A 23,937-nucleotide genomic window follows, 5' to 3' on the forward strand; every position below is an offset into this window, starting at 1 on the left:
GGGCACAAGCGAGCTGTACGCCATATCACTACGGCGTCGCTCCACCGTGCACGATATAAACTCTCACTGCTGATTGCGCGTATTTCTGTGCCGACCGAAACAGATATGCACCCGTGCGCCGGTCAGGAATCGGCGCCGCTCCGGCCGGGGGCGGGCCGCCGCAGCTCCTCGTTGAGACGCAGGGCCTCCTCGAGCTGGTCCTCCAGGATGACGATGCGGCAGGCTGCCTCGATCGGCGTGCCGGCGTCCACGAGCTCCCGGGCCCTGGCCGCGATACGCAGCTGGTAGCGGGAGTAGCGTCGGTGGCCTCCCTCGGAGCGCAGCGGCGTGATCAGGCGGGCTTCGCCGAGGGCCCTGAGGAAGCCGGGCGTCGCACCGATCATCTCCGCGGCCCGCCCCATCGTGTACGCGGGGTAGTCGTCGTCATCGAGACGGTCCGTGGCATGCGACGGGGACTCCGGGGGCATCTGCACCTCTTCTGCTGCGCACCAGCCACTGATATGGCCTGGCTGCACTAGAAACCCTAGGCGTACGGGTGGGTCATGTCTATTGCCGCCGGAACAGGTTTCGCCCAGCCCCCGGTGTGGCCCGCGCGCGGACGCCGGCCAAAGGCTTCCCGGCGGAAGCCCTCCGTAGCCGCATGACCACCCCAACAAGGCTGACCGACCGGTCAGTTGTCGGCAGACCGGCGAACGGTCATACTGCTCGCGTAGCCCTTCACGCATCCCCCGTCGTGAAGGGCTACTTCTACGCGCGCCCGCCGGTGTCCGCGTAGCCCGCGCGACCCGGAGCACACCCAGCATGAGCGGCACGGACACGGCCACGACGGTGGCCCGCACGGTCACGGACGTCCTGCAGCCCCGGAATGTGCTGCTCATCGGCATGCCCGCCATCGGGCTGGCCTCCGCCGGCGACTGGACCGGGCTGCCCTGGGGCTTCCTCGGCGCCCTCTGCGCCGGACTCGTCCCCGCCGGCTACATCGAGTGGGAGCGCGGGCGCGGGACCTGGGGCGACCGCCATGTCGTGGACCGGACCCAGCGGGCGCCCGTCTTCCTGGTGATCCTCGGCTCGATCGGCGCCGGAGCGCTGATCATGGTGCTGGGCCACGCTCCCCCCGGCATCCTGATCGCGATGATCTCCCTGTGGGTCATGACGACGGTGCTCCTGGCGGTCAACACGCTCTGGAAGATCTCCGTGGACTCGGCGGTCGCGTCGGCCGTGGTGGCCCTTCTCAGCGTCACGCACTCCCTGTGGTGGCTGTGCGCGGGCGCGGCGGCCCTCGCCGTGTGCTGGTCGCGGGTGGCGCTGCGCTACCACTCGGTGGCCCAGACGATGGCGGGGGCGGCCACGGGCGCGGCGACGGCGGCCGGCTTCCTCTTCACCTGACCCCCGGTCCCGCCCGACCCCCTGTCCCGCCCGAACCCCGCTCTCGCCCGACCTCCCCGATTGCGGAGCCGGCCGGGAGCCGGTTACGTGGACGGAGGGGCCGCGCAGCGATGTCACCAGGAGGCGCGCAGATGCCCAGGAAACCCGCGAACTCCAAGGTCGGCCTGCTCCTGAGCCTGGGCAGCAGCGCGATCGCCGTCGTCCGCACCGTCAAGCAGATGCGCCGGGCCAGAGGCACCCAGGACAAGCTGACCGCCGCGAACACCGTGGCCGGGCTGCTCCCCCTGGTCATGTCCGCACTGATCGTCCTGCGCCGGCTGCGCAGCCACTCCCGGCAGCACTCCGGCTGAACCGGCACCGGCACCGGCACCAGGACCTCCCGCTCAGACCGCCCCGGCCCGTATCCGTCCCCGCAGCCTCTCCAGCACCCGGGCCCTCAGCAGCTCGTACTCCTCGCGGAGCCGCACGATCTCCGCCGGGCGCTCGACGACCACGCCCCCGGACACCAGCTCGTGCGGGGCGAACTGCTCCCGCGTCAGGTCGACCTCGATCCCCATGCCCAGCCGGTTCCACCAGTGGTAATCGACGCGGACACCGTCGACCCGCACCTCTCCCCGGATCAGCTCGCCGCCCAACAGATCGTTGAGCACCAGGGCGGTGACGCCGCACTGGTCGCGGGCCGGGTTCCCCGGGTCCCACTGCGCCCGGTGCGTGGGCGTGGTGGTGTCCGCGTCCCAACTGCTGCGGACGGCGGCTTCGATGTCGGTGAGCAGCAGAGGTTCCATGCCGTGAATCCTCGCACCCGCCACTGACAACGCCCCCGTACAGCGGGCGTTCAGTAACCCCGGCTCCGCGAGACGAGCACCGCGATGTCGTCCTCGGCCCCCTCGGCGAAGCGGTCGACGACCTCCCCCAGCAGGTCCTGGAGCCGTCCGCTCACCGGCATGGTGAGCCGTGCGAGCCGCGCGATGGAGTGGTCGATGTCCTCGCCCCGGCGCTCCACCAGGCCGTCGGTGTACATGAACAGCACCGTCCCGGGGCCGCACGGCAGCACCGCTGTCCGGTACCCGCCCATGCCCGTCCCGAGGGGCGGTCCCACGGGCATGCGCGCCACCCGCGCGCCGGACGCCCCGGGGTCGATGAAGACCGGCGGCGGATGTCCCGCGCTGGCCACCTCGCAGACCCCTTCCTTCCGGTCGACCACGGCGATCAGGCAGGTCGCCGCGCGGTCGAGGCCGGAGTGCTCCACGGCCTTGTCGAGCCGCTCGAGAATGCGGTGCGGCGGCTGGTCGTCCTCGGCCATGATGCGCAGCATCGAGCGGTAGTTGCTCATGGCGACGGCGGCCTCCACCCCGTGCCCCATCACATCGCCCATCACCTTGAGATGCCGTCCCCCCTCGAGCGGGATGGCGTCGAACCAGTCCCCGCCCACCAGCGCCCCCGCGCCCGCGGGAAGGTAGAGGGACGCGATCTCGATGCCCGGGTCCGGCCCCCGCGGCTCGGCGAGCAGGGAGCGCTGGAGTTCCCGGGCGACGCGGTGCTCGTGCGTGAAGCGGTAGGCGTGATCCACGTCGACGGCGGCGCGGCCCGCGAGCGTACGGGCGACGACCACGTCCAGGCCCTCCGTGAAGGGAGGGGATTCCCCGGCCCGCAGCAGGCTGAGGGCCCCCAGCGGGCGTCCGCGCGCGGTGAGCGGCACGACGACGGCCGAGTGGAGGCCGACGGCCCGGTAGGCGGCGACCCGTTCGGGGGCGGGCGCCGAATGGCTGAGCTGCTCGTCGCCGTACAGGTTCTCGATCACCGGCTCGTCGGCCGCCAGGCAGCGGGGCACGGCCGCGTCCTCCTGGTAGTCGATGTCCGTACCCGGCCCGCCGAACTGGGAGATCGAGTCGGCGAGTTCCGGGATCGTGGCCACCCCGGCCCGCCGCAGCCGCAGCACTCCGGCCGGTGGTTCACGCCGGGGGCGCCCGTTGTCCTCCGGGATCATCTCGACGACGGCGACGTCGGCCATCACCGGCACCACGAACTCCGCGAGTTCCTGGCAGGTGGTCTCCACGTCCAGCGTCGTACCGATGTCGACGGCCGCGTTGTCCAGGAGCGTCAGATAGCTCCTGGCCCGCCGCAGCTCCTCCCGCTCGTTCTGGGTCGCGGTGACCTCCTGGACGATCCCGATCAGCCCGCACACCCGTCCGTCCTCCTCGTACCGGTGCAGGGCCACACGCCAGTACCTCTGCTCGATGACGGAGTCCACCCAGGTCTGCCCGCTGGTGGTGATCTCACGGGGTCTGCCGTCGGCCAGCACCTGGCGCATGACGTGCGTCCGGACGTGCATGTCCGGCAGCACCTCGGTGACGGATCTGCCCAGGTGCGCGGCGGCCGGCACCCCGTTGAGCCGTTCGAGTGCAGGGTTCACGTACACATAGCGCAGCTCCGTGTCGAAGACCGCCACCCCTGCCGGGCTGCTGCCGATCAGCGCGGCCAGCGCCGCCGAGTCGAAGGGCGGCGGATCGGCGTGCTCTTCGGCCTGCAACGGAGCCTCCGGAGGGATCATGCCGGGCGGGTGCGGAGCGCGCGGCCCTCACGGGCCACCAGGCACCCGGCCCCTCATCGTCCGCCGCCCCGCACCGCCCCGCATCTCCGCGGGCCCGGCCGGTCGGCGTCGAGTCCGTCCAGCGACAGCGTCCCTTCGGAGGCCGCCGCACCCCGCGGCAGTCCGAACGCCGCCTCGACCCGTTTCGGCACCGGTGCGAGGCCCAGCAGCCCGGTCACCAGCAGGCCCGCCAGGTGGTGCCAGGCCGGAGCCCGGCGGATCATCGCGTGGTCGCTGCCCGGGATCGTCACCAGACAGGTCCTGGCGCCCGCCCGGCGTGCCCTGGCAGTGAGCGACTGGGACGCCAGCGGGCTCGTCACCCGGTCCCGCGTGCTGTGCAGCAGGACGACGTCGCGCCCCGCGAGCTGCGTCACCGGGTCGCCGGGCGGGCACCACGGCGCGAGTCCCACCACGGAGCGCACCAGCGGGTGCCCGGCGGCGTGGAGGGCGGCGCGGGCTCCCATGGAGTGGCCGAGAAGGACCACGGGGATGTCGCCCGCCTCGCGCCGCAGGGCGTCCAGCACCCGTAAGGCGTCGTGCAGCGGGTCCTCGCGGGAGCCGTTCCAGCCCCGGTGCGTGTAACGGACGCGCTGCACGCGCACACCGGGGTCGCCGCGCACCGCGCGGGCCACCGTGCGCGAGACCGGCAGCATCCGCAGACCGGGCAGGTTCAGGGCGCCGGGTGCCGGCGCCGCCATGCCCGTCTCGTAGCCGCCGTGGAGAACGAGCACTGCTGCCGACGGCGGTCTTCCGGCCACACGTACCTCCAGATCGGGGTCGCGGGCCGACGCCCGCACACCCCCATATTCGGTGCCGGAGGGCGGACGCATGGGTCGAACGTGTCGATGCGTGGAAAGTGCCGTTCACTGGGGGAGGCACGGACCCTTCCCGTACGCGACCCAAGGAGCGCCGACATGGCGTCAGGACCCCAAATCGGCCAGCCCGCACCGGACTTCACCCTGCCCGGAGGCATACTCACCGAAGACACCTTCACGCGGCGCGACCACACGCTCTCCGCCGCGCGCGGCCGGGCCGTCGTCCTCGCCTTCTACCCGGGTGACAACACGGCCGTCTGCACCAAGCAGCTCTGTTCCTACTCCTCGGGTCTCGAGACCTTCGAGAACCTCGACGCCGAGGTCTGGGGAATCAGTCCACAGGGTGTGGACAGCCATGAGTCCTTCGCCCGCGGCCACGACCTGCGCATGCCCCTGCTGGCCGACACGGGGCGGGAGACCGCCCGGGCCTACGGGGTCGCCGCACCCGGCATCGGCGTACGCCGTTCCGTTTTCCTGATCGGGCCGGACGGCGTGGTGCGGTGGAAGCACGTCGCCCTGCTCGGTGCCACCTTCCAGTCGCTCGACACGCTCGCCCAGCAGCTTTCCGGCATCGGAACTCGGTAAAAACTGCCGGACTCCGGCAGTGCCGCCATCACGTCCTCCGTGGGACCATTCAGTCGGTTCGACGGAAGCGTTTCGCGGGCCAGCGGACAAACGGGGGAGTGATCACGTGACCGTTCTCCTCGGTCTCGGCATTGCGGGGATCGCACTTCTCACCCTCTCCCTGATCTTCGACGGGATCCTCGAAGGGCTCCTCGGTGACGCTCTGGGCGGGCTGTTGAACGGCTTTTTCGACGGTCTGCTCTCCCTGCCCGTCATCGCCGGCTTCCTGTCCATGCTCGGCTTCGGGGCAGCGATCGTCCTCGGCACCACCGGGGCCGGAATCCCCCTCGCCCTCGCGGCCGGAGCGGCGGCGGGCGTCGTCGCGGCCTGGCTGACATGGAAGTTCAGCCAGGCCCTGATGCGGGATCAGACCACGGCCACACCACGCGGGGACGACCTCGTCGGCACCTCGGGCTCGGTGGTCACTCCGATCCCGGCCGACGGTTACGGCGAGGTCCTGCTCCGGCTCGCGGGCCAGACCGTGAAGTTCTCCGCGAAGAGCGCCGTCCCGGTCGAACGCGGCGCCGAGATCTGGGTGGAGGCCACGCTTTCGACCACCTCGGTCACGGTCCGCCCCGTCGAGCGCTGACCACCACAGAGCCACCCGCCTGTCCGAAACCCGTACAGCCGAACAGACTGCCGTCCCCCCGGGAACTCCGTGGGGAGGGCAAGGGGGACACCTTCATGAGCCCAGTAGTCATCGCCGTCATCGGCATCGTCGTACTTCTCGTACTCCTGGCCCTCGCCGTGATCACCAGATACAAGGTCGCCGGCCCCAGTCAGGCCTTCATCATCACGGGGCGCCGCGGCAAGAAGTCCACCGACCCGGTGACCGGCCGCACCAGCATCGACAACAGCGGCCAGAAGGTCGTCGTGGGCGGCGGCGTCTTCGTCGTGCCCTTCGTCCAGCAGAAGTTCACCCTGGACCTCTCCAGCCGCCACATCCCCGTCGCCGTACGCGGCGCCGTCACCCTGCGCGGCGTGAAGTCCAACCTCGAGGGTGTCGCGATCGTCAAGGTCGGCGGGAGCGAGGACGCGATCCGCGCCGCGGCCCAGCGCTTCCTCCAGCAGCAGAACGGCATCGTCGGCTTCACCCAGGAAGTGCTCTCCGGGGCCCTCCGCGCCATCGTCGGCCGCATGTCGGTCGAGGACATCATCCGTGACCGTGCCGCGTTCGCCGGGCAGGTCGCCGAGGAGGCCGAGGCCAGCCTCTCCGGCCAGGGCCTCATCCTGGACGCCTTCCAGATCCAGGACATCACCACCGAGGGCTCCTACCTGGAGGACCTCGGCCGTCCGGAGGCCGCCCGCGCCAAGCAGGAGGCGGACATCGCCGAGGCCATCGCCCGGCGGGCCTCCGAGCAGGCCCGGCTGAAGGCGGCGGAGGAGATCGCCATCGCCGAGCGGACGTTCTATCTCAAGCAGGCCGAGATCAAGGCCGAGACCGAGGCCGCGGCGGCCAAGGCCAACGCCGCGGGCCCGCTCGCCGAGGCCGCCCGCCAGCAGGAAGTCCTCAGCGAGCAGGAGAAGGTCGCCGAGCGCCAGGCCGCTCTGACGGACCGTGAGCTCGACACCAAGGTCCGCAAGCCCGCCGACGCCGCCCGCTACCAGGCGGAGCAGGAGGCGGAGGCCCGCCGCATCGCCCAGGTCAAGGAGGCCGAGGCCGACGCGGAGCGCTCCCGCCTCACCGGTCAGGGCGAGAAGCTCCACCGCTCCGCCCTCGCCGACGCCGTACGCATCGAGGGTGAGTCCGAGGCGGCCGCCATCGCCGCGAGGGGCGCCGCCGAGGCCGAGGCCATGCAGAAGAAGGCCGACGCCTTCAAGCAGTACGGCGACGCGGCCGTCCTGCAGATGCTGGTCGAGGTGCTGCCGCAGGTCGTCGCCAAGGCGTCCGAGCCGCTGAGCGCCATCGACAAGCTGACGGTCATCTCGACGGACGGAGCGAGCCAGCTGTCCCGCACGGTGACCGACAACGTCGCCCAGGGCCTGGAACTCCTCAACTCCACCACGGGCGTCGACCTGGCCGCGCTGCTCCGGAACCTTCAGGGCAAGGCGGGCGGCGCCACGTCCGCACCGGCGGTCCCCGCGCCCGCCCCGGCGGCCAACGGCGAGAAGATCGAGATCAAGGACTGACGCACCTCTGTTCCCTCCGGGCCCGGCGGCGACCCTCGGTCACCGCCGGGCCCGGGCCGTTCGGGCGGCCGGCTGTCGGACGAGCCCGCAGGGCCAGGTTTCCCGTGCCTCCGGCCCGGCCCGGCCCGCCTCGTGCAGGTCCGCCGCGACCTGGGCTGCGGAGCCCGTGGCTCCGCCGCGACCTGGGCCGAAACCTTGCTCCGGTTAGGGTAATGGGCAGATAAAAAGCTGATCAAAAGCGCGCCGTGCTGCCGCGCGCTCCCCGGGAGGAAGCCATGGGAACGCACCGCACATCTCTGCCGGGAGTCGGCGTCCAGTACGACTACACCACCGAGTCGGGGCAGCACATTTCCGTGGTGGTGCATCACGACGGACGGCGGTTCCTGGGGTTCTACGAGAAGGACGACCCAGATTCGTGCGTGCTCTCCGTACCCCTGACGACCACCGAGGCCACCGGGCTCGCGCACCTGATCGACGCGGCGCCGATCGACGCCGTACGGACCGAGGGGATCGACCTGGTCACCGAGCACATCCCGCTCGGGACCCGCTCCCCGTACGGCGGGCGGCTGCTCGGGGACACCCGGGCGCGGACGCGGACGGGGGCCTCGATCGTGGCCGTGCTGCGGACGCACAGTGCACATCCGTCGCCCGGGCCGGACTTCCGGCTGGCCATCGGGGACACGCTCGTCGTTGTAGGAACGCGTGAGGGCGTCGACACGCTCTCCGAGATCATTGCGGAGGGCTGACCGTGCACGACACGACCGCACTGCTGGTGGAGCTGGGCTCCGTCATTCTGGGGCTCGGCATCATCGGAAGATTCGCCGGGCGGATAGGTCTCTCGCCGATCCCGCTCTACCTGCTGGCCGGGCTCGCGTTCGGTGAGGGCGGTCTGCTGCCGCTCGGCGCCAGCGAGGAGTTCACCGCCATCGGGGCGGAGATCGGCGTCATCCTGCTGCTGCTCCTGCTCGGTCTCGAGTACAGCGCATCGGAGCTCGTCACCAGCCTCAAGACGCAGTACCCGTCCGGGGCCGTCGACTTCGTGCTCAACGCGACGCCCGGCGCGGCAGCCGGTCTGATGCTCGGGTGGGGCCCCGTGGGGGCCGTCGCGCTGGCCGGGGTCACCTGGATCTCGTCCTCGGGCGTGATCGCCAAGGTGATGACCGACATGGGGCGGCTCGGTAACCGCGAGACGCCCGTCATCCTCGGTGTCCTCGTCATCGAGGACCTCGCCATGGCCGTCTACCTGCCGCTGCTCACCGCGATGCTGGCCGGTGTCGGTCTGGCCGGCGGCAGCATCGCCCTGCTGATCGCGCTCGGGACCGTCGGCTTCGTGCTGTACCTCGCGCTGCGGCACGGCCGGCTCATCAGCCGCGCGGTCTCCTCCGACAACCCGGAGATGCTGCTGCTCGTCGTCCTCGGGCTCACCGTCCTGGTGGCCGGTGTCGCCCAGCAGCTCCAGGTCTCCGCGGCCGTCGGAGCCTTCCTCGTGGGTATCGCCCTGTCAGGCGAGGTCGCCGAGGGTGCGCGCAAGCTGCTGACGCCCCTGCGGGACCTGTTCGCCGCCGTCTTCTTCGTGTTCTTCGGACTGTCCACCGACCCGGCGGAGATCCCGCCCGTGCTGCTTCCGGCGGCGCTGCTGGCGGTCGTCACGGTCCTCACGAAGATCGGCACCGGCTGGTACGCGTCCCGGCGGGCCGGTATCGGGCCCCGGGGCCGCTGGCGCGCGGGCGGCACGCTCGTCGCGCGCGGGGAGTTCTCGATCGTCATCGCCGGTCTGGCCGTGGCCACGGAGCCGCGGATCGGGCCCATCGCGACCGCGTACGTGCTGATCCTGGTGATCGTCGGGCCGCTCACCGCCCGCTGGACGGAGCCGGTCGCCTCGAAGCTCCAGGCCGCTCTGGCCGGGAAGCGGAAGAAGCCGGCCGTGGTGTCCGACCAGCCGATGCCGTCCCACGACGACCTCACGCCGGAGCACGCCGGGCGCGACTCCGACTGACGGGTCCGCCGGACGGCGGTCAGAGGATTGCCGGGGAGCCGGGCCGTGCCCACCACCATGAGCAGGGCCAGGCACAGCGTGCTGCACAGGGCCGGCGTCGAACCCACGGCGGCCGGCAGCCGGGTGGCGCTCCTGGGGTGCAGGTGCTGCTCGGCGAGACGCGCCTTGGGCAAGGGCGGTCAGCGGCAGGACGAGTGGCAGGTGGACGAAGACGCCCATCGTGGTGGCTATCGGCCGTCCGGACCGGCGGGGTCGTCGTCGGGCTCGTCGGCCGCGCGGGAGAGCAGCGCGCGGAGTCTCGCCTCGTCACCGGGGGACAGCGCGGAGACGAACCGGGCGAGGACGGCATCCCTGTCGCGTTCACCGTCCAGGACGCGGCGCATGCGGAGGGCGGCGAGGCCGGCCTCGTCGGAGGCGGGGGTCCAGACGTAGGAACGGCCCTTGCGGGTGCGGGTCACGGCCTTCTTCGCGTAGAGGCGGGAGAGGATGGTGATGACCGTGGTGTAGGCGAGGTCGCCGTCGAGGTGTTCCTGCACCCACCCCGCCGTCGCGGGCCCGCCCGCCGAGCGCAGCACGGTCAGGACCTGGGACTCCAGCTGTCCCTGGCCGCGCCTGGGCAGCCGTGGGCCGTCCCGGGTGGAGCCGTCGTCCGCGCCTGTGGGCCTGTTCATCCGCGGCATCCTACTGAGTGGCCGGGCGGTGCCTGTCGGCCGCCGTGCCACCGCTGACCGCCCGCCGTACTTCTACGCGACTGTAGAGTCTGACTGTTCCGCACCAAGCCCGCCGAGGCGCGTGTCGTCATCCAGATCGGCATCGTGATCGGCGGCGCCGACGGCGACTTCGACACGTCGGAGCAGGCCGTCGTGCGCGAGGCGTGCTTCGCGCTGGACCTGCCGCCGCACGAGTTCGACCTGTAGGCCCCCGTCGCGTACGGCCCGGGCCCTTCGGGCCGTACGCGCCACGGCCCGGCCGGGCCCGTCAGAGCTCGTTCGCAGGCCAGTCCAGCAGCCGGGCGCCGATCACCGCGGTCTGCAGCGTGTAGCGGTGCATCGGGTCGGACGGGTCGGAGCCGGTCAGCTGGTGTATCCGCTCCAGCCGGTACGTCAGCGCGCGCACGCTCAGCGACAGCCGACGGGCCGTCTCGGCGGCGACACAGCCCGCGTCGAAGTACACGGAGAGCGTGCGCAGCAGGGGCTCCGCACCGCCCCGGGCCTCCGTGAGCGGGCCGAGCTCGCTCCGCACCAGGTCGGCCATCGCCTGCCGGTCCCTGGTCAGCACCGGGTAGACCAGCAGGTCGGCGGCGTACAGAACGGGGTCGTCGAGGCCCATCCGCTGAGCCAGATCGAGGGCGTCGAGCGCCTCGTCGTACGAGTGGACCACTCCGCCGGGGCCCCGGTGCGGGCGGCCGACCGCGACCTGACCGCCGTCCGTCGCCGCATGGGCCTGCTTCGCGAAGTACCGCAGGACGTCGGGCTGGCTGCCGGGGGCTATGCAGACGAGGCGCCCGTCCTTCGTGGTGAGCAGGATCTTCCGGCCGCTGAAGCGGGCGAGCAGGGCCGCCTCCACGCTGCGGGGCGCCGCGTCGGACTCGGTGTAGGCCTCCGGGCCCGCCGCCACCGCGACGGCATGGGCCCGCGAGAGCCGCAGCCCGAACCGGGTGGCGCGCTCCGCGAGCCGGCCCAGGTCGCTGCGCCCGTACAGCAGGTCGTCGATGAACTCCCGCCGCGCCGCTTCCTCCCGCCGCACCGTGATGCGCTGCGCCCGCTCGAACCCCTCCGCGAACGCGTCGACCGTCTGCTCCACGGCGCCCAGCACGGCCTCGGTGGCGACCGCGCCCTGCGTGGTGAGCGGCCAGGCGGCGCGGGTCTCCGAGAGATGGAGCCGCACCAGAGCCCGCAGCTGATGCCCGGCCTCCGCGGCCTCACGGCCGAGCATGCGCCGCGCCTCCAGCTCGTCCCGGGTGAGCCGCCGGCCGGTGTCCGCGACCTCGGCCAGGATCCGGGCATAGCCCTCCAGGAACCGTTCGGGGATCTCGGGCTCCGCCACTTGCGCACTCCTCCACACATCGCCGGCCTCGTCATCCCGTCAACGCACGGAGGCCGGTGCCGGTGCCCGGCAGGCCGGTCCCGTGAAGGCTGCCGGATTCCGGCAATGCGCCCGGACCGGCCCGGCTGACACGATCTGTTCAGCAACACACGGGGGAATCACGGGGGTTACGGGGGATCACGGGGGAAGAAGCCGGCTGCTGCGAGGCCGTTCGCGGTGTCGCGGCGCCGGTCCCCCGTCCCCTCCGGCGCCGCCCGGTCCCCGGACCGCACGTCGTCGCAGGGGGTGGACCGGATGACCGAGTTCTTTTCCGCAGCAGTCGCGTTCCCGGCCGTCGTCTTCGGCGGCGCCCTGGTGGTCGTCGTCTGCTTCTGGCTGCTGGTGCTGGTCGGAGCGGCGGGTCACGACTCCTTCGACACCGACCTCGACACCGAGGCGGTCGGCTTCGGCGGGGTGCCCGTCTCCGTGTCGGTGTCGCTGTTCATCGCCGTTTCCTGGTTCACCGGCCTGGCCGGTTCGGTCCTGGTCCTCCGCAGCGGAGCCACCGGCACCCCGCGGGCCGCGATGCACCTCGCCGTCCTGGCGGGGGCGCTCCTGATCGCCTGGGGGGTGGTCCGCATGCTCGTACGCCGCTTCCGCCGGTTCTTCCCCGCGGAACCCCCTCCATCCCGGCAGGACTTCGTGGGTCAGGTCTGCACGATCCGTACGGGATCCGTCAGCGCCGACTTCGGGCGGGCCGAGGTCGCCGCCGCCGACGGTTCGACCGCGATCGTGCAGGTGCGGCAGCCGCTGAGGCCGTCCGCGCCGGGTGATGTGTTCACCTCCGGCAGCACGGGCCTCCTCTACGCGTACGACGCCGACGGTGAGTTCTTCTGGGTCTCGCCGTACGACGCGTCGCTCGCCCCGCGCCCGCTGCCGCGCAAGGCCGGCTGACCGTCCTCCCTTTCCTCCGGGCCCCGGGCCGGTGGTTCCGCGCGCCCTCGGACGGGCCTCCGGGCTCCCCTTCCTCGTACGTCCCACCAGCCGCAAGGACCATCTCAGCTGGGGCTGCTCGCGGACCTGATCGCGGCGGCCGAGGCGGCCATCGAGCGCGCGGGGCCCCCGCCGGACGGACGCGGGCCCACGTCCCCGTCACGCGATGATCACCGACACGCCCGACTGAACCGGAGGGAGCAAGGCATGCTGGGTCATGTGTCCCCACTTCCGCAACAGCCCCAACGCCCCCCGAGTACCGGCCACATGGTGGTCTGCGGGGACGACACCCTCGGCCGCCGGCTCGCCGTGGAGCTGCGCTACGTGTACGGGGAGCGGGTCACGCTCCTCGTCCCGCCGGGCCGGGAGCCCAGCAGACCGGACGCGCCTATGACCCAGCGCGCCCGGGCCGGCGCACTGTTCGGGCGGATGTCGGCGGCGATGAACCGTAACGGGGCGGGCGGGGCGAACGGGAGCGGCGACACGAACGCCGGGGTCGAGGCCGTCCGCATCATGGAGGCGCACGAGCCCTCCGACGACGTGCTGGAGGAGGCCGGCGTCGACCGGGCCGCCGCGCTCGCGCTCGTCTACGACGATGACGAGCGCAACATCCGCGCCGCCCTGACGGCCCGTCGTCTCAATCCGCGCCTGCGCCTCGTCATCCGGCTCTACAACCGCAAGCTGGGCCAGCACCTGGAGGCGCTGCTCGACCAGGCGGCCGCCGTTTCCATGCCCGGACTCGACCCGGCCGCCCTGGACGCCTCCACCACCGTCCTGTCCGACGCCGACACCGCGGCCCCCGCCCTGGCGGCCACCGCGCTCACCGGCAGCAGCAAGGTCATCCAGGCCGAGGGCCTGCTCCTGCGCGCCGTGGAACGCACCCCGCCCCGCCCGGGCGAGCTCGCCGACCCCGGGCTGTGCACGCTGGCGCTCCTCTCCTCGACCAGCCAGGACCCGGCCGGCAGCGAGGGCTCCGACAGCAGCGGCGAGGAGGGCCCTCAGCTCCTGCCCGACCTGGCGACGGTGAACGCCGCCACGGGCCGGGGCACGGTCGTCCTGGAGGCCATCAGCCAGGCGGGGCCCGACCGGACGCCCGCCCGTATGGGAGGCAGGGGCGCGCCGCTCGGCCAGGTCTTCTCCCGGCGGCTGCGCCGGTCGGCGCTGGGCGTCGCGGCGGCCGTCGTCGCCCTGGCCGTCGCCTCGGTGGTCACCACGGGCGACAACCCGCTGCACGCCGCCTATCTGACCCTGCTCGACCTGCTGGCGATGGGCGATCCTGCGGTCGAGGACACCGACTCGGACTCCCGCCAGGTCATCCAGCTGCTCTCCGGCATGGCCGGGCTCCTGCTGCTGCCCCTGCTGGTCGCCGCCGTCCTGGAGGCGTTCGGCACGCTGCGCACCGCGTCCTCCCTGCGCCGCCCCCCGCGCGGCCTGTCCGGCCATGTGGTCCTGCTGGGGCTCGGCAAGATCGGCACGAGGGTCCTGGTGCGCCTCCGCGAGCTGGACATCCCGGTGGTGGTCGTCGAGGAGGACCCGGAGGCGCGGGGCATCCCGCTGGCCCGCAGCCTGCACGTCCCGACGGTCCTCGGGGACGTGACCCAGGAGGGCGTCCTGGAGGCGGCCAAGATCCGCCGGGCCCGCGCGCTGCTCGCCCTGACCAGCGTCGACACGACGAACCTCGAAGCCGCGCTGTACGCCCGCTCGGTGAAGCCGGGCCTGCGGGTGGCGCTGCGCCTGTACGACGACGAGTTCGCCACCGCCGTCTACCGCACGCTGCGCACGGCCCACCCCGGGGCCCTGACCCGCTCCCGCTCCGTGTCACATCTGGCCGCGCCCGCATTCGCGGGGGCCATGATGGGCCGGCAGATCCTGGGTGCGATCCCGGTCGAGCGCAAGGTGATGCTGTTCGCGGTCCTGGAGGTCGCCGGGCACTCCCAGCTGGAGGGCCGCACCGTCGAGCAGGCGTTCCGGGCGGGCGCCTGGCGGGTCCTGGCCCTGGACGCCACCCCGCCGGCCGACCGTCTCCCGGACCTGGCGGCCGTACCGCCGTACGACCCCCTCGACCCCGCCGGCCCGGGGGCCCCGGGCCGGCCATCCGGCCTGGTCTGGGACCTGCACCCGGGCTATGTGCTGCGGCCGGAGGACCGGGTCGTGATCGCCGCGACCCGGCGCGGTCTGGCCGAGCTGCTGCGCGGGCAGCGCTCGATGACCCGGCGCTGAGCCAGGGCCGGGGCCCGGGAGGTCAGCGGAACATCCCCATCGCGTCCCGCACCTCCTGGAGGGTCTCCTCGGCCACGGCGTTCGCCCGCTCGTTGCCGGCGCGCAGCACGTCCCGCACGTACCCCGTGTCCTGGGCGTACTCCGCCCGGCGGGCGCGGATCGGGGCCATGCGGGCGTTGACGGCCTCCGTCACGGTCCGCTTGAGCCCGGCCGCGCCGCCGTTCCCGATCTCCTGGGCGACCTCGTGCGGGTCGCGGTCGAGGCAGAGCGCGGCCAGCAGCACCAGGCTCGACACCCCGGGCCGGAGTTCGGGGTCGTAGGTGATGTGCCGGTCGGCGTCGGTGGTGGCGCCCTTGATCAGCCGGGCGGTCTCGTCGGCGTCGGCTCCCAGGGCGATGGAGTTGCCCCTGCTCTTGCTCATCTTGGTGGCGTCGGTGCCGAGCAGCAGGGGCGCGGCGGAGAGCAGCGCGTCGGGTTCGGGGAAGACATGTCCGTACCGCTCGTTGAAGCGGCGGGCGACGGTGCGGGTGATCTCCAGGTGCGGCAGCTGGTCCATGCCGACGGGGACGAGGTTGCCCTTGCAGAACAGGATGTCGGCGGCTTGGTGCACCGGGTAGGTGTACATGAGGCCGCTGACGGCGGACTGCCTGGAGTGCGCGATCTCGTCCTTCACGGTGGGATTGCGCCCGAGTTCCGCGACGGAGACGAGGGACAGGAACGGCAGCATCAGCTGGTTGAGGGCGGGGACCGCGCTGTGGTTGAAGACCGTCGCGCGGGCGGGGTCGATCCCGATGGCGAGATAGTCCAGGAGCAGCCCCTCCACATGCTCGGTGAGCCGTTCGGCGACGTCCCGGTCGGTGAGGACCTGGTAGTCGGCGATGAGCACGAAGACCTTCACGCCGAGGTTCTGGAGGCGCACCCGGTTGTGGAGGGTGCCGAAGTAGTGCCCGAGGTGCAGGGCTCCGGTGGGCCGGTCGCCGGTGAGGACGCGGAAGCGGCCGGGGTCCCCGGCGAGCTGCTGTTCCAGTTCGGCGCTGCGGCGCACGGCGGGGCTGACGGCAAGATCGGTGGTCATGGTCACGGGGGTCTCCTCGCTGGTGGTCTGCGCGTGGAGGACGGCCCGTCACAGGGCACCGGGGCAGCGAGAAGGGCCGTCCGAAGATCGAACGGCCCTGGTTCCGTGCAGAGAAGGTGGCCGCTCCTAGGAGGAGCGCCACCAGTTCCGGCACGGTACGGAGGTCATGGGCCGAGTGTAGCGCTCACCGGTCCCCGGAGCGCGGACCGTTTTCCTGCCGGCCGGGCGTCCCGGAGAGGGCTGGAATAGGGAGAGGGTGTGCCCCGTTGTAGGGTGTGTTCACATAGTTCAAGGTTCAACAACTTCCGCTCAACACCTTTGGAGGCGGGCGCCATGCAGTTCGGGATCTTCACTGTCGGGGATGTCACCACCGACCCCACGACCGGTACGACACCGAGCGAGAACGAGCGGATCAAGGCGACCCTCGCGATCGCGCTCAAGGCCGAGGAAGTGGGCCTGGACGTCTTCGCGACCGGCGAACACCACAACCCTCCGTTCGTCCCGTCCTCCCCGACGACCACGCTCGGTTACATCGCCGCCCGCACGGAGAAGCTGATCCTCTCCACCTCGACCACGCTGATCACCACCAACGACCCGGTGAAGATCGCCGAGGACTACGCCACGCTCCAGCACCTGGCCGACGGCCGCGTCGACCTGATGATGGGCCGGGGCAACACCGGGCCGGTCTACCCCTGGTTCGGCAAGGACATCCGTCAGGGCATCCCGCTCGCGATCGAGAACTACGCGCTGCTGCACAAGCTGTGGCGCGAGGACGTCGTCGACTGGGAGGGGAAGTTCCGCACCCCGCTGCAGTCCTTCACCGCGACCCCGCGCCCGCTGGACGGCGTCCCGCCGTTCGTCTGGCACGGCTCGATCCGCTCCCCGGAGATCGCCGAGCAGGCCGCGTACTACGGCGACGGCTTCTTCCACAACAACATCTTCTGGCCCATGGAGCACACCAGGAAGATGGTCGACCTCTACCGGCGCCGCTACGCCCACTACGGGCACGGCACCGCCGAGCAGGCGATCGTGGGTCTCGGCGGCCAGGTCTTCATGCGGAAGAACTCGCAGGACGCGGTCCGGGAGTTCCGCCCGTACTTCGACAACGCGCCGGTCTACGGGCACGGGCCCTCCCTGGAGGACTTCACCCAGCAGACCCCGCTGACCGTCGGCTCCCCGCAGGAGGTCATCGAGCGGACCCTCTCCTTCCGTGAGGACGTCGGTGACTACCAGCGCCAGCTCTTCCTGATGGACCACGCGGGGCTGCCGCTGAAGACGGTCCTGGAGCAGCTCGACATCCTGGGCGAGGAGGTCGTGCCCGTGCTGCGCAAGGAATTCGCCCGCCTGCGCCCGGCCGGAGTGCCGGACGCCCCCGTCCACCCCGCCGTCACCGCCGCCCGCGCCGCCGCCGGGGACCCGAAGGAGCTCCGATGACCGTGCCCGCCACCGCCCCCCTGAAGATCGTCGCCGTCGCGGCGGGGCTCAGCAGCCCCTCCTCCACCCGACTGCTGGCCGACCGGCTCGCCGAGGCCGCGCGTGAGCGGCTCGCGTCGGACCAGGACCGCCGAGTCGAGGTCCAGGTCGTCGAGCTGCGCGGCCTCGCCGTGGACATCGCCAACCACCTGGTCACCGGCTTCCCGCCGGCCGGCCTGAAGAAGGCGATCGACGCGGTGACCGGGGCGGACGGGCTGATCGCCGTGACGCCCGTCTTCACCGCCTCGTACAGCGGGCTGTTCAAGTCCTTCTTCGACCTGATCGACAACACCGCACTGACGGGCAAGCCCGTCGTCATCGCTGCGACCGGCGGAACACCTCGGCACTCGCTGGTCCTGGAGCACGCGCTGCGCCCGCTCTTCGCCTATCTGCGAGCCGTCGTCCTGCCGACCTCCGTGTACGCGGCGTCGGAGGACTGGGGCTCGAACGGCGACGAGTACACCGAGGGACTGCCCTCCCGGATCCGGCGCGCGGGAGGCGAGCTCGCCTCCGCGGTCACCGGGCGGACCGTCTCCGGTGCCTCCCGGGCCCTCACCCTCGACGACGGCGAGGACGCGGTCGTCCCGTTCGAGGAGCAGCTCGCCGGCCTGCGGGCCGGCTGAACCCGGACACCGGGGGCCACCCTGCCCCCTATGTCCGCCTTGGCTACAGTTGCTCCCTGTATGCCGTAAAAGTTGAACACACTGGAGGCAGACATGGGCAGGATCGTCGTGGGTGTGGACGGATCGGACCCGTCGATCAAGGCGCTCCGCTGGGCCGTGCGCCAGGCCGAGCTGACCGGCGACACCGTCGAGGCGGTCAACAGCTGGGAGTACCCCGCGACCAGCTGGGCGTCCATGATGCCGGGCATGCCGGAGGACTTCGACCCGCAGGCGGTGGCGACCGTGGCGCTCACCGAGGCGCTGGAAGAGGCGCTCGGCGCGGAGGGGGCGGCGGCGGTCGAGAAGATCGTCGTGATCGGCAATCCCGCCCAGACCCTGCTGGACCGCGCCAGGGGCGCGAACCTGCTGGTCGTGGGCGCCCGTGGCTACAGCGGCTTCAAGGCGACGCTGCTCGGCTCGGTCAGCCTCCATGTCACCCAGCACGCCGCCTGCCCGGTCACCGTCGTCCGTGACTGAGCCGGCCTGAACACCTCCGCAGCTGCCGCACGCGAACGGGCGGGCTCCCGGGTACGCCGCAGAGCCCGCCCGTCCGTGAGGCCTCAGCCCTGAGCGGTGATGTGGCTGATCACTCGGTCGAACTCCTGCACGGGCGAGAAATCCACGTATTCGCAGTCCTCCAGCGCCTCGGGCACGTGCCCGGGCGCCCAGTAGAACGCCTGGCCCTCCTCGTAGACCTCGTACGCCTCGGGGGCCGCGCCGGTCCGCAGCTTCAGCCTGCCTTTCAGAAGGTAGCCCCAGTGCGGGCAGGGGCACACGTCGTCGGGAAGGCCCTTGAGCGCCGGGCCCATGTCCGCGCCCTTGACGAGCCGGACCAGGGCGACGCTCAGGTCACCGCCGATCTCCGTACTGCGCAGCTCCGCCTCGTCGGTTCGGATCGCAACGGGCGTCTCGTCCCATGTCGTTGCCGTCATTGCTCCTCCAGAGCCGGTCTCCGTCCCCCTTACAGTCTGGGCCCGGCCCCGGCGGGGCGCGATGTCAGAGGGCGACGACGTCGGCCACGACGCAGGACACGTTGTCCGGGGCGCCCGCGTCACCGGCCAGGGCGACCAGAGCGTGCACGGCCGCGTCCGGACCGTCCGCCGCGATGACCGTGCGGGTCACCTCCGCCTCGTCGACGACCGCCGACAGCCCGTCCGAGCAGAGCAGATAGCGATCGCCCGGCAAGGTGTCGTGCAGCCGGACGTCGGGGCGGGCCTGCGCCTGAGGACCGCCGGCCAGGGCCCTGAGCAGCATCGCGCGCTGCGGGTGTGAGACGGCCTCCTCCTCGGTCAGTGAGCCGTCGTCGATCATCGACTGCACCAGGGTGTGGTCGTGCGTGATCCGGAACAGCTCGCCGCCACGGAGCACATAGGCCCGCGAGTCCCCGATGTGCACCAGACCCAGCCGCTCACCCGTCCACACCAGGGCCGTGAGCGTGGTCCCGGACTCCTCCGGCGCGCCGTCACCGCCCACCGCGTCGTGGACCGCCCGCGCGGCGGACTCCGCCGCCTCGTGCAGGGCGCTGAGCAGATCCGCCGCGTCCACCGCACCGCGCGCGGCCGGTTTCAGCGCGTCGACGGCCGCCGCGCCGGCGCCGGCGCCGCTCACCCCGAAGCCGTCGGCCACGGCGAGCAGCCGTGCCCCGGCGTACGCCGTGTCCTGCTGGGAGGTGCGCACCGCGCCCGGGTGGGTGAGTGCCGCATAGCGGATCCCGAGGGTGGCCGGCCCCCGGCCGGTCCCGTTGCCGTTCGACATTCCGGCTTTCTCCTTCGCTGACAGATGGTCGACGAGGAAGGCCGCGAGCTCCCTGCGGGCGGCCGTCTCGGCCTCCACCCGCGCCCAGTAGGCGCGGATCTCCGCCGCGGCCGCGCCGTCGTCGAGCGCCACCACCTCGGAGATCCGGGCGAGCGGCATCCCGATCCTGCGCAGCCACGCCACCAGCCGCGCCGGCTCCGCCTGCGCCCGGTCGTAGTACCGGTAGCCGTTCACCGGATCGACCAGGGCGGGGCGGAGCAGCCCCAGCTCGTCGTAGCGGCGCAGGGCCTTCGCCGAGAGCCTGGACAGCCGGGCGAACTCCCCGATCGTCACCAGCCCCGCACGCCCGCCCGCGCCTTCGTGTACCACCACGGCCTCCTCGCGCCGGGCGGATGCGCCCGGCCACGCCGATGCTGGGGCTTCCCCCGCCGGGAAGGTCAACCTCCGGTCCGCCGCTGTCACTTCCGGTTGTAGAGCCGCATCGACGCCGTCCACCGCACGGTTGTCACCGAAGTCCATCACCAGCCCCGTGGTCTCGATGGCCGGTTCAGTACTCATGGTCCCTTCCCTCTCGGCTCTGTCGAGGGCGGATACGGGCCAACGATGGCACGGTGCAGGCCGGTGGCGGGGTGGATCGGACGGAATGGGAGGGGCGCGGTGGCCGGATCGGATCCGGCCACCGCGCCCCTTCCTCCGGAAGGCGGCCGGGTCACTCCTCGCGCGTGTAGTAGGCGTAGAACATCGTGCAGAACGTGCCCGCCCCGACCACCAGTCCGATGAAGCCCGACATCAGCACGCTCTTGCCGTTCAGGCTGGAGAGGAAGCCGACCGCGCCCCCGGCCATCACGCCGAAGGCCGCCGCCCGCAGCTCACGCGGCAAGGCCCACCGGACCCGCGCGAGTGCGTAGCAGAGCGCGGCGAAGACCACCCCGGAGACGACTCCGAGCCAGATCTGCCCAGCGGTGGTCGCTCCACCGTCCCGATTGATGAAGAAGGCCCAGAAGCCGAGGATCACGCCCAGTGCGAGGGGCACCGCCCAGGCGAGCGCGGTGCGCCGGTGCTCCTGCCGGGCGGGGGCGGGGGCGCGGGCCCCCGTCCGTCGATGCGTCGGCATCGTCGCGTGTGTGGCCATGGCGCACAGCTCCTTCCGTCGCCCCCGTCCCTGTGTTCCTCCAGCGCACACCCGGCCGGGCCGCCCGGCAACTCGAATGGTCTACGGCCCGGAGCGCCCCGCCGCCGCAGGGGATTGGCTGGTGCCTGTGCGGAACTGTCTCTCAGCGGCTCTCTCGGCGGTGCTGCTCGTCGTGCTGGCCGTGCTGGTCCCGGTGAGCGCGCTCTCGGCGTGGGTCGATCTGGAGCTCGACGACACCGACCGCTATCTGGCCGCCGTCTCGCCGCTGGCCTCCGACCCCGATGTACGGGAAACCGTCGCCACGCTGGTCACGGACGAGGCGATGAAGAACATCGACGTCGGCCCGCTCCAGGACACCGTCGAGCAGTTCCTGCACGAGTCCGCCCTGTCGTTCACCACGACCGAGGCGTTCCGGCGGGTCTGGGACAGCGCCAACCGGACGGCGCACCAGGCCGTGACCGCCTCGCTGCACGGGGACGACGGGCAGGCGGTGACCATCGATCTGGCGCCGGTGATCGAGGAGGTCAAGAAGGAACTGGTCAGCAGCGGGGTGCCGTTCGCCGACCGGATCCCGGTCCGGGAGACCTCCATCACCGTGCTGTCCGCCGACCGCGCGGACGGCCTGCGGTCCTCGTTCAGGTGGCTCAGGTACTGCAGCGTCTGGCCGGCCGTGGCGACGGTGGTGCTGCTCGTCCTGGTGCTGGGTCTCACGCTCGTACGCGGCGGCCTCCGCGCCGGTCTGACGGCCGCGGCCGTGGTCGGCGGCGGCCTGGCCCTCGGCGCGGCCCTCCTGCGGGCCGCGGTCGCCGTCGGCCGCGACCGGGTGCTCGACCAGGTGCCCGGAACCGACCGGGACGGGGCCGCCGCGGTGTACGACGCGCTGACCGCGTCCCTGCGGACGACGGTGTGGATCGTGCTGCTCGTGGGGGCGGTCCTGGCGGTCGGCGGCCTGGTGGGGCGCGTCGTGGCGGCCCGGCGCGGGTAGGACTTCCGGTGTGAGCAGCAGCGCCGCGAGGGCGGCCGTGGGGGACGGGGCCCGCCCGCGAGGGCGAGGGCGCGCAGCCGCCGGCGGGTGCGCCGCACTCGCCCTGTCCTGCGCCACCCTCGTCCTCGGCTTCCGCGCCGCGGACGCCGACGGCCCCACGCCGGTGCCCCAGGCCCTCGCCTTCCTGCCCTGGCTGCTCGTCCCCGGCGGCGCCGGCCTCGCGCTCGCGGGCATCGCCCGGTGGCGTACGGGCATGGTCTGGGCGGCCGTGGTGCTCGCGGCCACCGGCTGGTACGCCAGGCCCTACGGCTCCGGCACCACGGGGGCGCAGGGGTCCGTCCTGGCCGAGGTCCGGGTCCTGTCCTCCAACGTGGAGTTCGGCGGCGCCACGGAAGGGCTGATCGACACGGTCCGGCGCGAACGGCCCGACCTCGTCTTCGTCCAGGAGTGCGATCCGCTCTGCGCCGACGCCCTCGCCGCCCGGATCCCGGAGGCCGCGTACCCCTACCGCGAGGTCGTCCGCCTCGACGGCTCGCTCGGCTCCGCCCTGCTCAGCCGGTATCCGCTGCGGCCCGCCGATCCCGTCGACGGGGTCATGGCTATGCCGGGATCGGTGGCCGAAGTCGCGGGCAGGGACGTCCGGCTGCAGCTCGCGCACCCGCTGCCACCGGTGCCGGGCAGGGTCGGGGGATGGCGGGACGAGCTGGGCCGCATCAGGGACTTCGCGGCGGGGGCCAGGGGCGGGGCGGTCCTGCTCGCGGGCGACTTCAACGCCTCCCAGGACCATGCCGCCTTCCGCGAGGTGCTGGACACGGGTGCGCTCCACGACAGCGCGAGGATCGCCGGCCGGTCCCGCACGTACAGCTGGCCGGCCGACCGCCGTACGCCCCTGCGCACCCAGATCGACCACGTCCTGGTCAGCGACGACTTCTCCGTACGGTCCGCCCGCTTCCTGGACCTGAGCGGCACCGACCACCGGGCCCTGCTCGTCTCGCTGGCCCTCCACGACGGCTGATCCGGCGTCCCGGGCCCGACGTGCGCGGGTGCGTGGGCCGGGCGACAGTGGGATGCGTGAGAGCAGGGGGCGAGTGAGAGGTCTGCCGTATGCGAGCCATCGCCGTCAGCGCGTTCCGTGCGGAGCCCTGTTCCGTCGAGGTGCCGAAGCCCGACCCCGGGGCGGGCGAGGTGCGGGTCAAGGTCGAGTACGCGGCGCTGAACCCGCTCGACTGGCAGACCGCCGACGGCGCTCCGGACGGTGCCGCCCCTCAGGTGTTCCCACTCGTCCTGGGCACCGATTTCGCCGGCCGGGTGGACATGATCGGCAGCGGCGACAACCGCTTCCGGGTCGGTGACCCCGTCTTCGGCCGCGCGACGGCCCCGCCCCTCGGACGCTGTGGGGCGTACGGCGAATACGTGTGCGTCCCGCAGGACTCCCCGATCGCCCTCGTCCCTCGCGACATGCCGCTCCAGCTCGCGGCGGCGCTCCCGTCGGCCGGGACGACCGCCGCGCAGATCCTGTCGAGCACGGCCGTACGCAGCGGACTGAGCCTGCTGGTCGTCGGGGCGACGGGCGGCGTCGGCAGCTTCCTGACCCAGCTCGCGGCGGCCCGCGGGACAGCGGTCGTCGCCGCCGTGCGGGGCGACGAGAAGCGGCGGATGGGGGCGCTCGGCGCCACCGCCACCGTCGACACGACCATGGGCCCCGAAGCGCTGGAGGCCGCGGTGCGCGATCTGTACCCGGACGGTGTCGACGCCCTCGTCGACCTCGTCTCGGCTGACGCCGCCTCGTTCGCGGCCTACACCGCCCTGGTGCGTGACGGCGGCGTCGCGGTCACCACCCGGGGCGTGGCGGCGCCGCCGGGCATCGCCTGGGCCGACTTCCGGCTCGCTCCGACCGCCGCGGTGCTGGAGGAGCTGGCCTCGGCCGTGGCGCGTGGGGAGCTGGACGTGCCCATCGACATGGAACTGCCCCTGGAGAAGGCACCGCAGGCTCTCGCCCAGAACCGCGCGGGCGGGGCGCGCGGCAAGACCGTCTTCGTCATCTGAAGGACACATCCCCCAGGACACCGACCGGGA

At 72.5% G+C, this 23,937-nt stretch carries 25 protein-coding genes and 2 pseudogenes; 16 read left to right on the forward strand and 11 right to left on the reverse strand.

From position 1 onward, the window contains the following. Window positions 1-122 precede the first annotated feature (122 nt). Window positions 123-467 carry a MerR family transcriptional regulator gene (locus ACIBCU_RS16250; RefSeq protein ID WP_362927429.1) on the reverse strand — a complete coding sequence of 115 codons (345 nt, stop codon included), beginning with the start codon at window positions 465-467 and terminating at the stop codon, window positions 123-125. 334 nt (window positions 468-801) lie between these two features. Between ACIBCU_RS16250 and ACIBCU_RS16255 the strand changes: the two genes are divergently transcribed. After that, window positions 802-1,386: a hypothetical protein gene (locus tag ACIBCU_RS16255; protein ID WP_362927430.1), complete on the forward strand. Its 585-nt coding sequence runs from the start codon at window positions 802-804 to the stop codon at window positions 1,384-1,386. Window positions 1,387-1,517: 131 nt separating this feature from the next. Continuing rightward, on the forward strand, window positions 1,518-1,736 hold the full coding sequence (locus ACIBCU_RS16260) for a hypothetical protein (protein ID WP_362927431.1): 219 nt from the start codon (window positions 1,518-1,520) through the stop codon (window positions 1,734-1,736). 33 nt (window positions 1,737-1,769) lie between these two features. Here the strand turns inward: ACIBCU_RS16260 and ACIBCU_RS16265 are convergent, their stop codons facing one another. From ACIBCU_RS16265 to ACIBCU_RS16275, 3 genes are all read right to left on the reverse strand, one after another. Continuing rightward, entirely contained in the window at window positions 1,770-2,171 is a 402-nt protein-coding gene (locus ACIBCU_RS16265; protein ID WP_362927432.1) for a hypothetical protein, read from the reverse strand. A 50-nt stretch (window positions 2,172-2,221) separates the two neighbouring features. Next, window positions 2,222-3,916 (reverse strand): SpoIIE family protein phosphatase, encoded by a 1,695-nt coding sequence (locus tag ACIBCU_RS16270; RefSeq protein WP_399231944.1) that lies wholly within the window; start codon window positions 3,914-3,916, stop codon window positions 2,222-2,224. A 74-nt stretch (window positions 3,917-3,990) separates the two neighbouring features. Then, entirely contained in the window at window positions 3,991-4,734 is a 744-nt protein-coding gene (locus ACIBCU_RS16275) for an alpha/beta hydrolase (protein WP_362927590.1), read from the reverse strand. A gap of 156 nt (window positions 4,735-4,890) precedes the next feature. Between ACIBCU_RS16275 and ACIBCU_RS16280 the strand changes: the two genes are divergently transcribed. The 5 genes from ACIBCU_RS16280 to ACIBCU_RS16300 all read left to right on the forward strand — a co-directional run bounded on the left by ACIBCU_RS16280 (window position 4,891) and on the right by ACIBCU_RS16300 (window position 9,541). Next, a complete protein-coding gene (locus ACIBCU_RS16280) occupies window positions 4,891-5,376 on the forward strand; it encodes a peroxiredoxin (protein ID WP_362927434.1) in 486 nt (161 codons plus the stop codon). Window positions 5,377-5,482: 106 nt separating this feature from the next. Continuing rightward, window positions 5,483-6,004 (forward strand): hypothetical protein, encoded by a 522-nt coding sequence (locus tag ACIBCU_RS16285; RefSeq protein ID WP_399231947.1) that lies wholly within the window; start codon window positions 5,483-5,485, stop codon window positions 6,002-6,004. Between the two features lie 95 nt (window positions 6,005-6,099). Next, entirely contained in the window at window positions 6,100-7,545 is a 1,446-nt protein-coding gene (locus ACIBCU_RS16290) for a flotillin family protein (RefSeq protein ID WP_399231949.1), read from the forward strand. Window positions 7,546-7,820: 275 nt separating this feature from the next. Then, window positions 7,821-8,291, forward strand: coding sequence for a cation:proton antiporter regulatory subunit (locus ACIBCU_RS16295; RefSeq protein WP_205019030.1), 471 nt, complete (start codon window positions 7,821-7,823; stop codon window positions 8,289-8,291). Window positions 8,292-8,293: 2 nt separating this feature from the next. Continuing rightward, window positions 8,294-9,541, forward strand: a complete 1,248-nt coding sequence (locus tag ACIBCU_RS16300) for a cation:proton antiporter (RefSeq protein WP_362927437.1) — start codon at window positions 8,294-8,296, stop codon at window positions 9,539-9,541. 20 nt (window positions 9,542-9,561) lie between these two features. Here ACIBCU_RS16300 and ACIBCU_RS16305 read toward each other — a convergent pair. Beyond that, window positions 9,562-9,760: pseudogene (locus tag ACIBCU_RS16305) on the reverse strand (M56 family peptidase); the annotation flags it as partial. Between the two features lie 8 nt (window positions 9,761-9,768). Further along, window positions 9,769-10,212, reverse strand: coding sequence for a BlaI/MecI/CopY family transcriptional regulator (locus ACIBCU_RS16310; protein WP_362927438.1), 444 nt, complete (start codon window positions 10,210-10,212; stop codon window positions 9,769-9,771). 99 nt (window positions 10,213-10,311) lie between these two features. Between ACIBCU_RS16310 and ACIBCU_RS16315 the strand changes: the two are divergent. Continuing rightward, window positions 10,312-10,458: pseudogene (locus ACIBCU_RS16315) on the forward strand (TerB family tellurite resistance protein); the annotation flags it as partial. A 61-nt stretch (window positions 10,459-10,519) separates the two neighbouring features. Here the strand turns inward: ACIBCU_RS16315 and ACIBCU_RS16320 are convergent. After that, window positions 10,520-11,587 (reverse strand): PucR family transcriptional regulator, encoded by a 1,068-nt coding sequence (locus tag ACIBCU_RS16320; RefSeq protein ID WP_399231952.1) that lies wholly within the window; start codon window positions 11,585-11,587, stop codon window positions 10,520-10,522. A 294-nt stretch (window positions 11,588-11,881) separates the two neighbouring features. Here ACIBCU_RS16320 and ACIBCU_RS16325 point away from each other — a divergent pair, with 294 nt between their 5' ends. After that, entirely contained in the window at window positions 11,882-12,520 is a 639-nt protein-coding gene (locus tag ACIBCU_RS16325; protein WP_399231954.1) for a hypothetical protein, read from the forward strand. A gap of 246 nt (window positions 12,521-12,766) precedes the next feature. Further along, on the forward strand, window positions 12,767-14,779 hold the full coding sequence (locus ACIBCU_RS16330; protein WP_399231956.1) for an NAD-binding protein: 2,013 nt from the start codon (window positions 12,767-12,769) through the stop codon (window positions 14,777-14,779). Between the two features lie 22 nt (window positions 14,780-14,801). On the opposite strand, the gene trpS is transcribed toward ACIBCU_RS16330, so the two are convergent. Further along, a complete protein-coding gene (gene trpS / locus ACIBCU_RS16335; RefSeq protein WP_399231957.1) occupies window positions 14,802-15,854 on the reverse strand; it encodes a tryptophan--tRNA ligase in 1,053 nt (350 codons plus the stop codon). 333 nt (window positions 15,855-16,187) lie between these two features. Here trpS and ACIBCU_RS16340 point away from each other — a divergent pair, with 333 nt between their 5' ends. From ACIBCU_RS16340 to ACIBCU_RS16350, 3 genes are all read left to right on the forward strand, one after another. Beyond that, a complete protein-coding gene (locus ACIBCU_RS16340) occupies window positions 16,188-17,288 on the forward strand; it encodes an LLM class flavin-dependent oxidoreductase (protein ID WP_362927442.1) in 1,101 nt (366 codons plus the stop codon). Beyond that, entirely contained in the window at window positions 17,285-17,950 is a 666-nt protein-coding gene (locus ACIBCU_RS16345) for an FMN reductase (protein ID WP_399231960.1), read from the forward strand. The genes ACIBCU_RS16340 and ACIBCU_RS16345 overlap by 4 nt, the downstream gene beginning before the upstream one ends. A 93-nt stretch (window positions 17,951-18,043) precedes the next feature. Then, on the forward strand, window positions 18,044-18,466 hold the full coding sequence (locus tag ACIBCU_RS16350; protein WP_362927593.1) for a universal stress protein: 423 nt from the start codon (window positions 18,044-18,046) through the stop codon (window positions 18,464-18,466). Between the two features lie 83 nt (window positions 18,467-18,549). Here the strand turns inward: ACIBCU_RS16350 and ACIBCU_RS16355 are convergent, their stop codons facing one another. The 3 genes from ACIBCU_RS16355 to ACIBCU_RS16365 all read right to left on the reverse strand — a co-directional run bounded on the left by ACIBCU_RS16355 (window position 18,550) and on the right by ACIBCU_RS16365 (window position 20,876). Beyond that, entirely contained in the window at window positions 18,550-18,921 is a 372-nt protein-coding gene (locus ACIBCU_RS16355) for a hypothetical protein (RefSeq protein WP_399231962.1), read from the reverse strand. 64 nt (window positions 18,922-18,985) lie between these two features. Continuing rightward, on the reverse strand, window positions 18,986-20,302 hold the full coding sequence (locus ACIBCU_RS16360) for a MerR family DNA-binding transcriptional regulator (protein WP_399231964.1): 1,317 nt from the start codon (window positions 20,300-20,302) through the stop codon (window positions 18,986-18,988). 151 nt (window positions 20,303-20,453) lie between these two features. After that, window positions 20,454-20,876 carry a hypothetical protein gene (locus tag ACIBCU_RS16365; RefSeq protein ID WP_399231966.1) on the reverse strand — a complete coding sequence of 141 codons (423 nt, stop codon included), beginning with the start codon at window positions 20,874-20,876 and terminating at the stop codon, window positions 20,454-20,456. A 127-nt stretch (window positions 20,877-21,003) separates the two neighbouring features. On the opposite strand from ACIBCU_RS16365, the gene ACIBCU_RS16370 reads away from it, so the two are divergent. From ACIBCU_RS16370 to ACIBCU_RS16380, 3 genes are all read left to right on the forward strand, one after another. Then, on the forward strand, window positions 21,004-21,861 hold the full coding sequence (locus ACIBCU_RS16370; protein ID WP_399232322.1) for a hypothetical protein: 858 nt from the start codon (window positions 21,004-21,006) through the stop codon (window positions 21,859-21,861). Between the two features lie 10 nt (window positions 21,862-21,871). Then, window positions 21,872-22,876, forward strand: a complete 1,005-nt coding sequence (locus ACIBCU_RS16375; RefSeq protein WP_399231968.1) for an endonuclease/exonuclease/phosphatase family protein — start codon at window positions 21,872-21,874, stop codon at window positions 22,874-22,876. Between the two features lie 89 nt (window positions 22,877-22,965). After that, the gene (locus ACIBCU_RS16380; protein ID WP_362927445.1) at window positions 22,966-23,907 is read left to right on the forward strand and encodes an NADP-dependent oxidoreductase; all 942 of its coding nucleotides are present in this window, start codon (window positions 22,966-22,968) and stop codon (window positions 23,905-23,907) included. Window positions 23,908-23,937: the final 30 nt, after the last annotated feature.

Origin of the sequence: Streptomyces sp. NPDC051064 (genome assembly GCF_044455985.1) — a bacterium.
In the GTDB taxonomy this organism is placed as follows: Bacteria; Actinomycetota; Actinomycetes; order Streptomycetales; family Streptomycetaceae; genus Streptomyces.

Excerpts from the sequence above, each read along its gene's own strand:
- ACIBCU_RS16250 (WP_362927429.1), bottom strand. The coding sequence starts at position 467 with ATGCCCCCGGAGTCCCCGTCGCATGCCACGGACCGTCTCGATGACGAC.
- ACIBCU_RS16255 (WP_362927430.1), top strand. The coding sequence starts at position 802 with ATGAGCGGCACGGACACGGCCACGACGGTGGCCCGCACGGTCACGGAC.
- ACIBCU_RS16260 (WP_362927431.1), top strand. The coding sequence starts at position 1,518 with ATGCCCAGGAAACCCGCGAACTCCAAGGTCGGCCTGCTCCTGAGCCTG.
- ACIBCU_RS16265 (WP_362927432.1), bottom strand. The coding sequence starts at position 2,171 with ATGGAACCTCTGCTGCTCACCGACATCGAAGCCGCCGTCCGCAGCAGT.
- ACIBCU_RS16280 (WP_362927434.1), top strand. The coding sequence starts at position 4,891 with ATGGCGTCAGGACCCCAAATCGGCCAGCCCGCACCGGACTTCACCCTG.
- ACIBCU_RS16290 (WP_399231949.1), top strand. The coding sequence starts at position 6,100 with ATGAGCCCAGTAGTCATCGCCGTCATCGGCATCGTCGTACTTCTCGTA.
- ACIBCU_RS16295 (WP_205019030.1), top strand. The coding sequence starts at position 7,821 with ATGGGAACGCACCGCACATCTCTGCCGGGAGTCGGCGTCCAGTACGAC.
- ACIBCU_RS16310 (WP_362927438.1), bottom strand. The coding sequence starts at position 10,212 with ATGAACAGGCCCACAGGCGCGGACGACGGCTCCACCCGGGACGGCCCA.
- ACIBCU_RS16325 (WP_399231954.1), top strand. The coding sequence starts at position 11,882 with ATGACCGAGTTCTTTTCCGCAGCAGTCGCGTTCCCGGCCGTCGTCTTC.
- ACIBCU_RS16330 (WP_399231956.1), top strand. The coding sequence starts at position 12,767 with ATGCTGGGTCATGTGTCCCCACTTCCGCAACAGCCCCAACGCCCCCCG.
- trpS (WP_399231957.1), bottom strand. The coding sequence starts at position 15,854 with ATGACCACCGATCTTGCCGTCAGCCCCGCCGTGCGCCGCAGCGCCGAA.
- ACIBCU_RS16340 (WP_362927442.1), top strand. The coding sequence starts at position 16,188 with ATGCAGTTCGGGATCTTCACTGTCGGGGATGTCACCACCGACCCCACG.
- ACIBCU_RS16345 (WP_399231960.1), top strand. The coding sequence starts at position 17,285 with ATGACCGTGCCCGCCACCGCCCCCCTGAAGATCGTCGCCGTCGCGGCG.
- ACIBCU_RS16350 (WP_362927593.1), top strand. The coding sequence starts at position 18,044 with ATGGGCAGGATCGTCGTGGGTGTGGACGGATCGGACCCGTCGATCAAG.
- ACIBCU_RS16355 (WP_399231962.1), bottom strand. The coding sequence starts at position 18,921 with ATGACGGCAACGACATGGGACGAGACGCCCGTTGCGATCCGAACCGAC.
- ACIBCU_RS16360 (WP_399231964.1), bottom strand. The coding sequence starts at position 20,302 with ATGAGTACTGAACCGGCCATCGAGACCACGGGGCTGGTGATGGACTTC.
- ACIBCU_RS16365 (WP_399231966.1), bottom strand. The coding sequence starts at position 20,876 with ATGGCCACACACGCGACGATGCCGACGCATCGACGGACGGGGGCCCGC.
- ACIBCU_RS16380 (WP_362927445.1), top strand. The coding sequence starts at position 22,966 with ATGCGAGCCATCGCCGTCAGCGCGTTCCGTGCGGAGCCCTGTTCCGTC.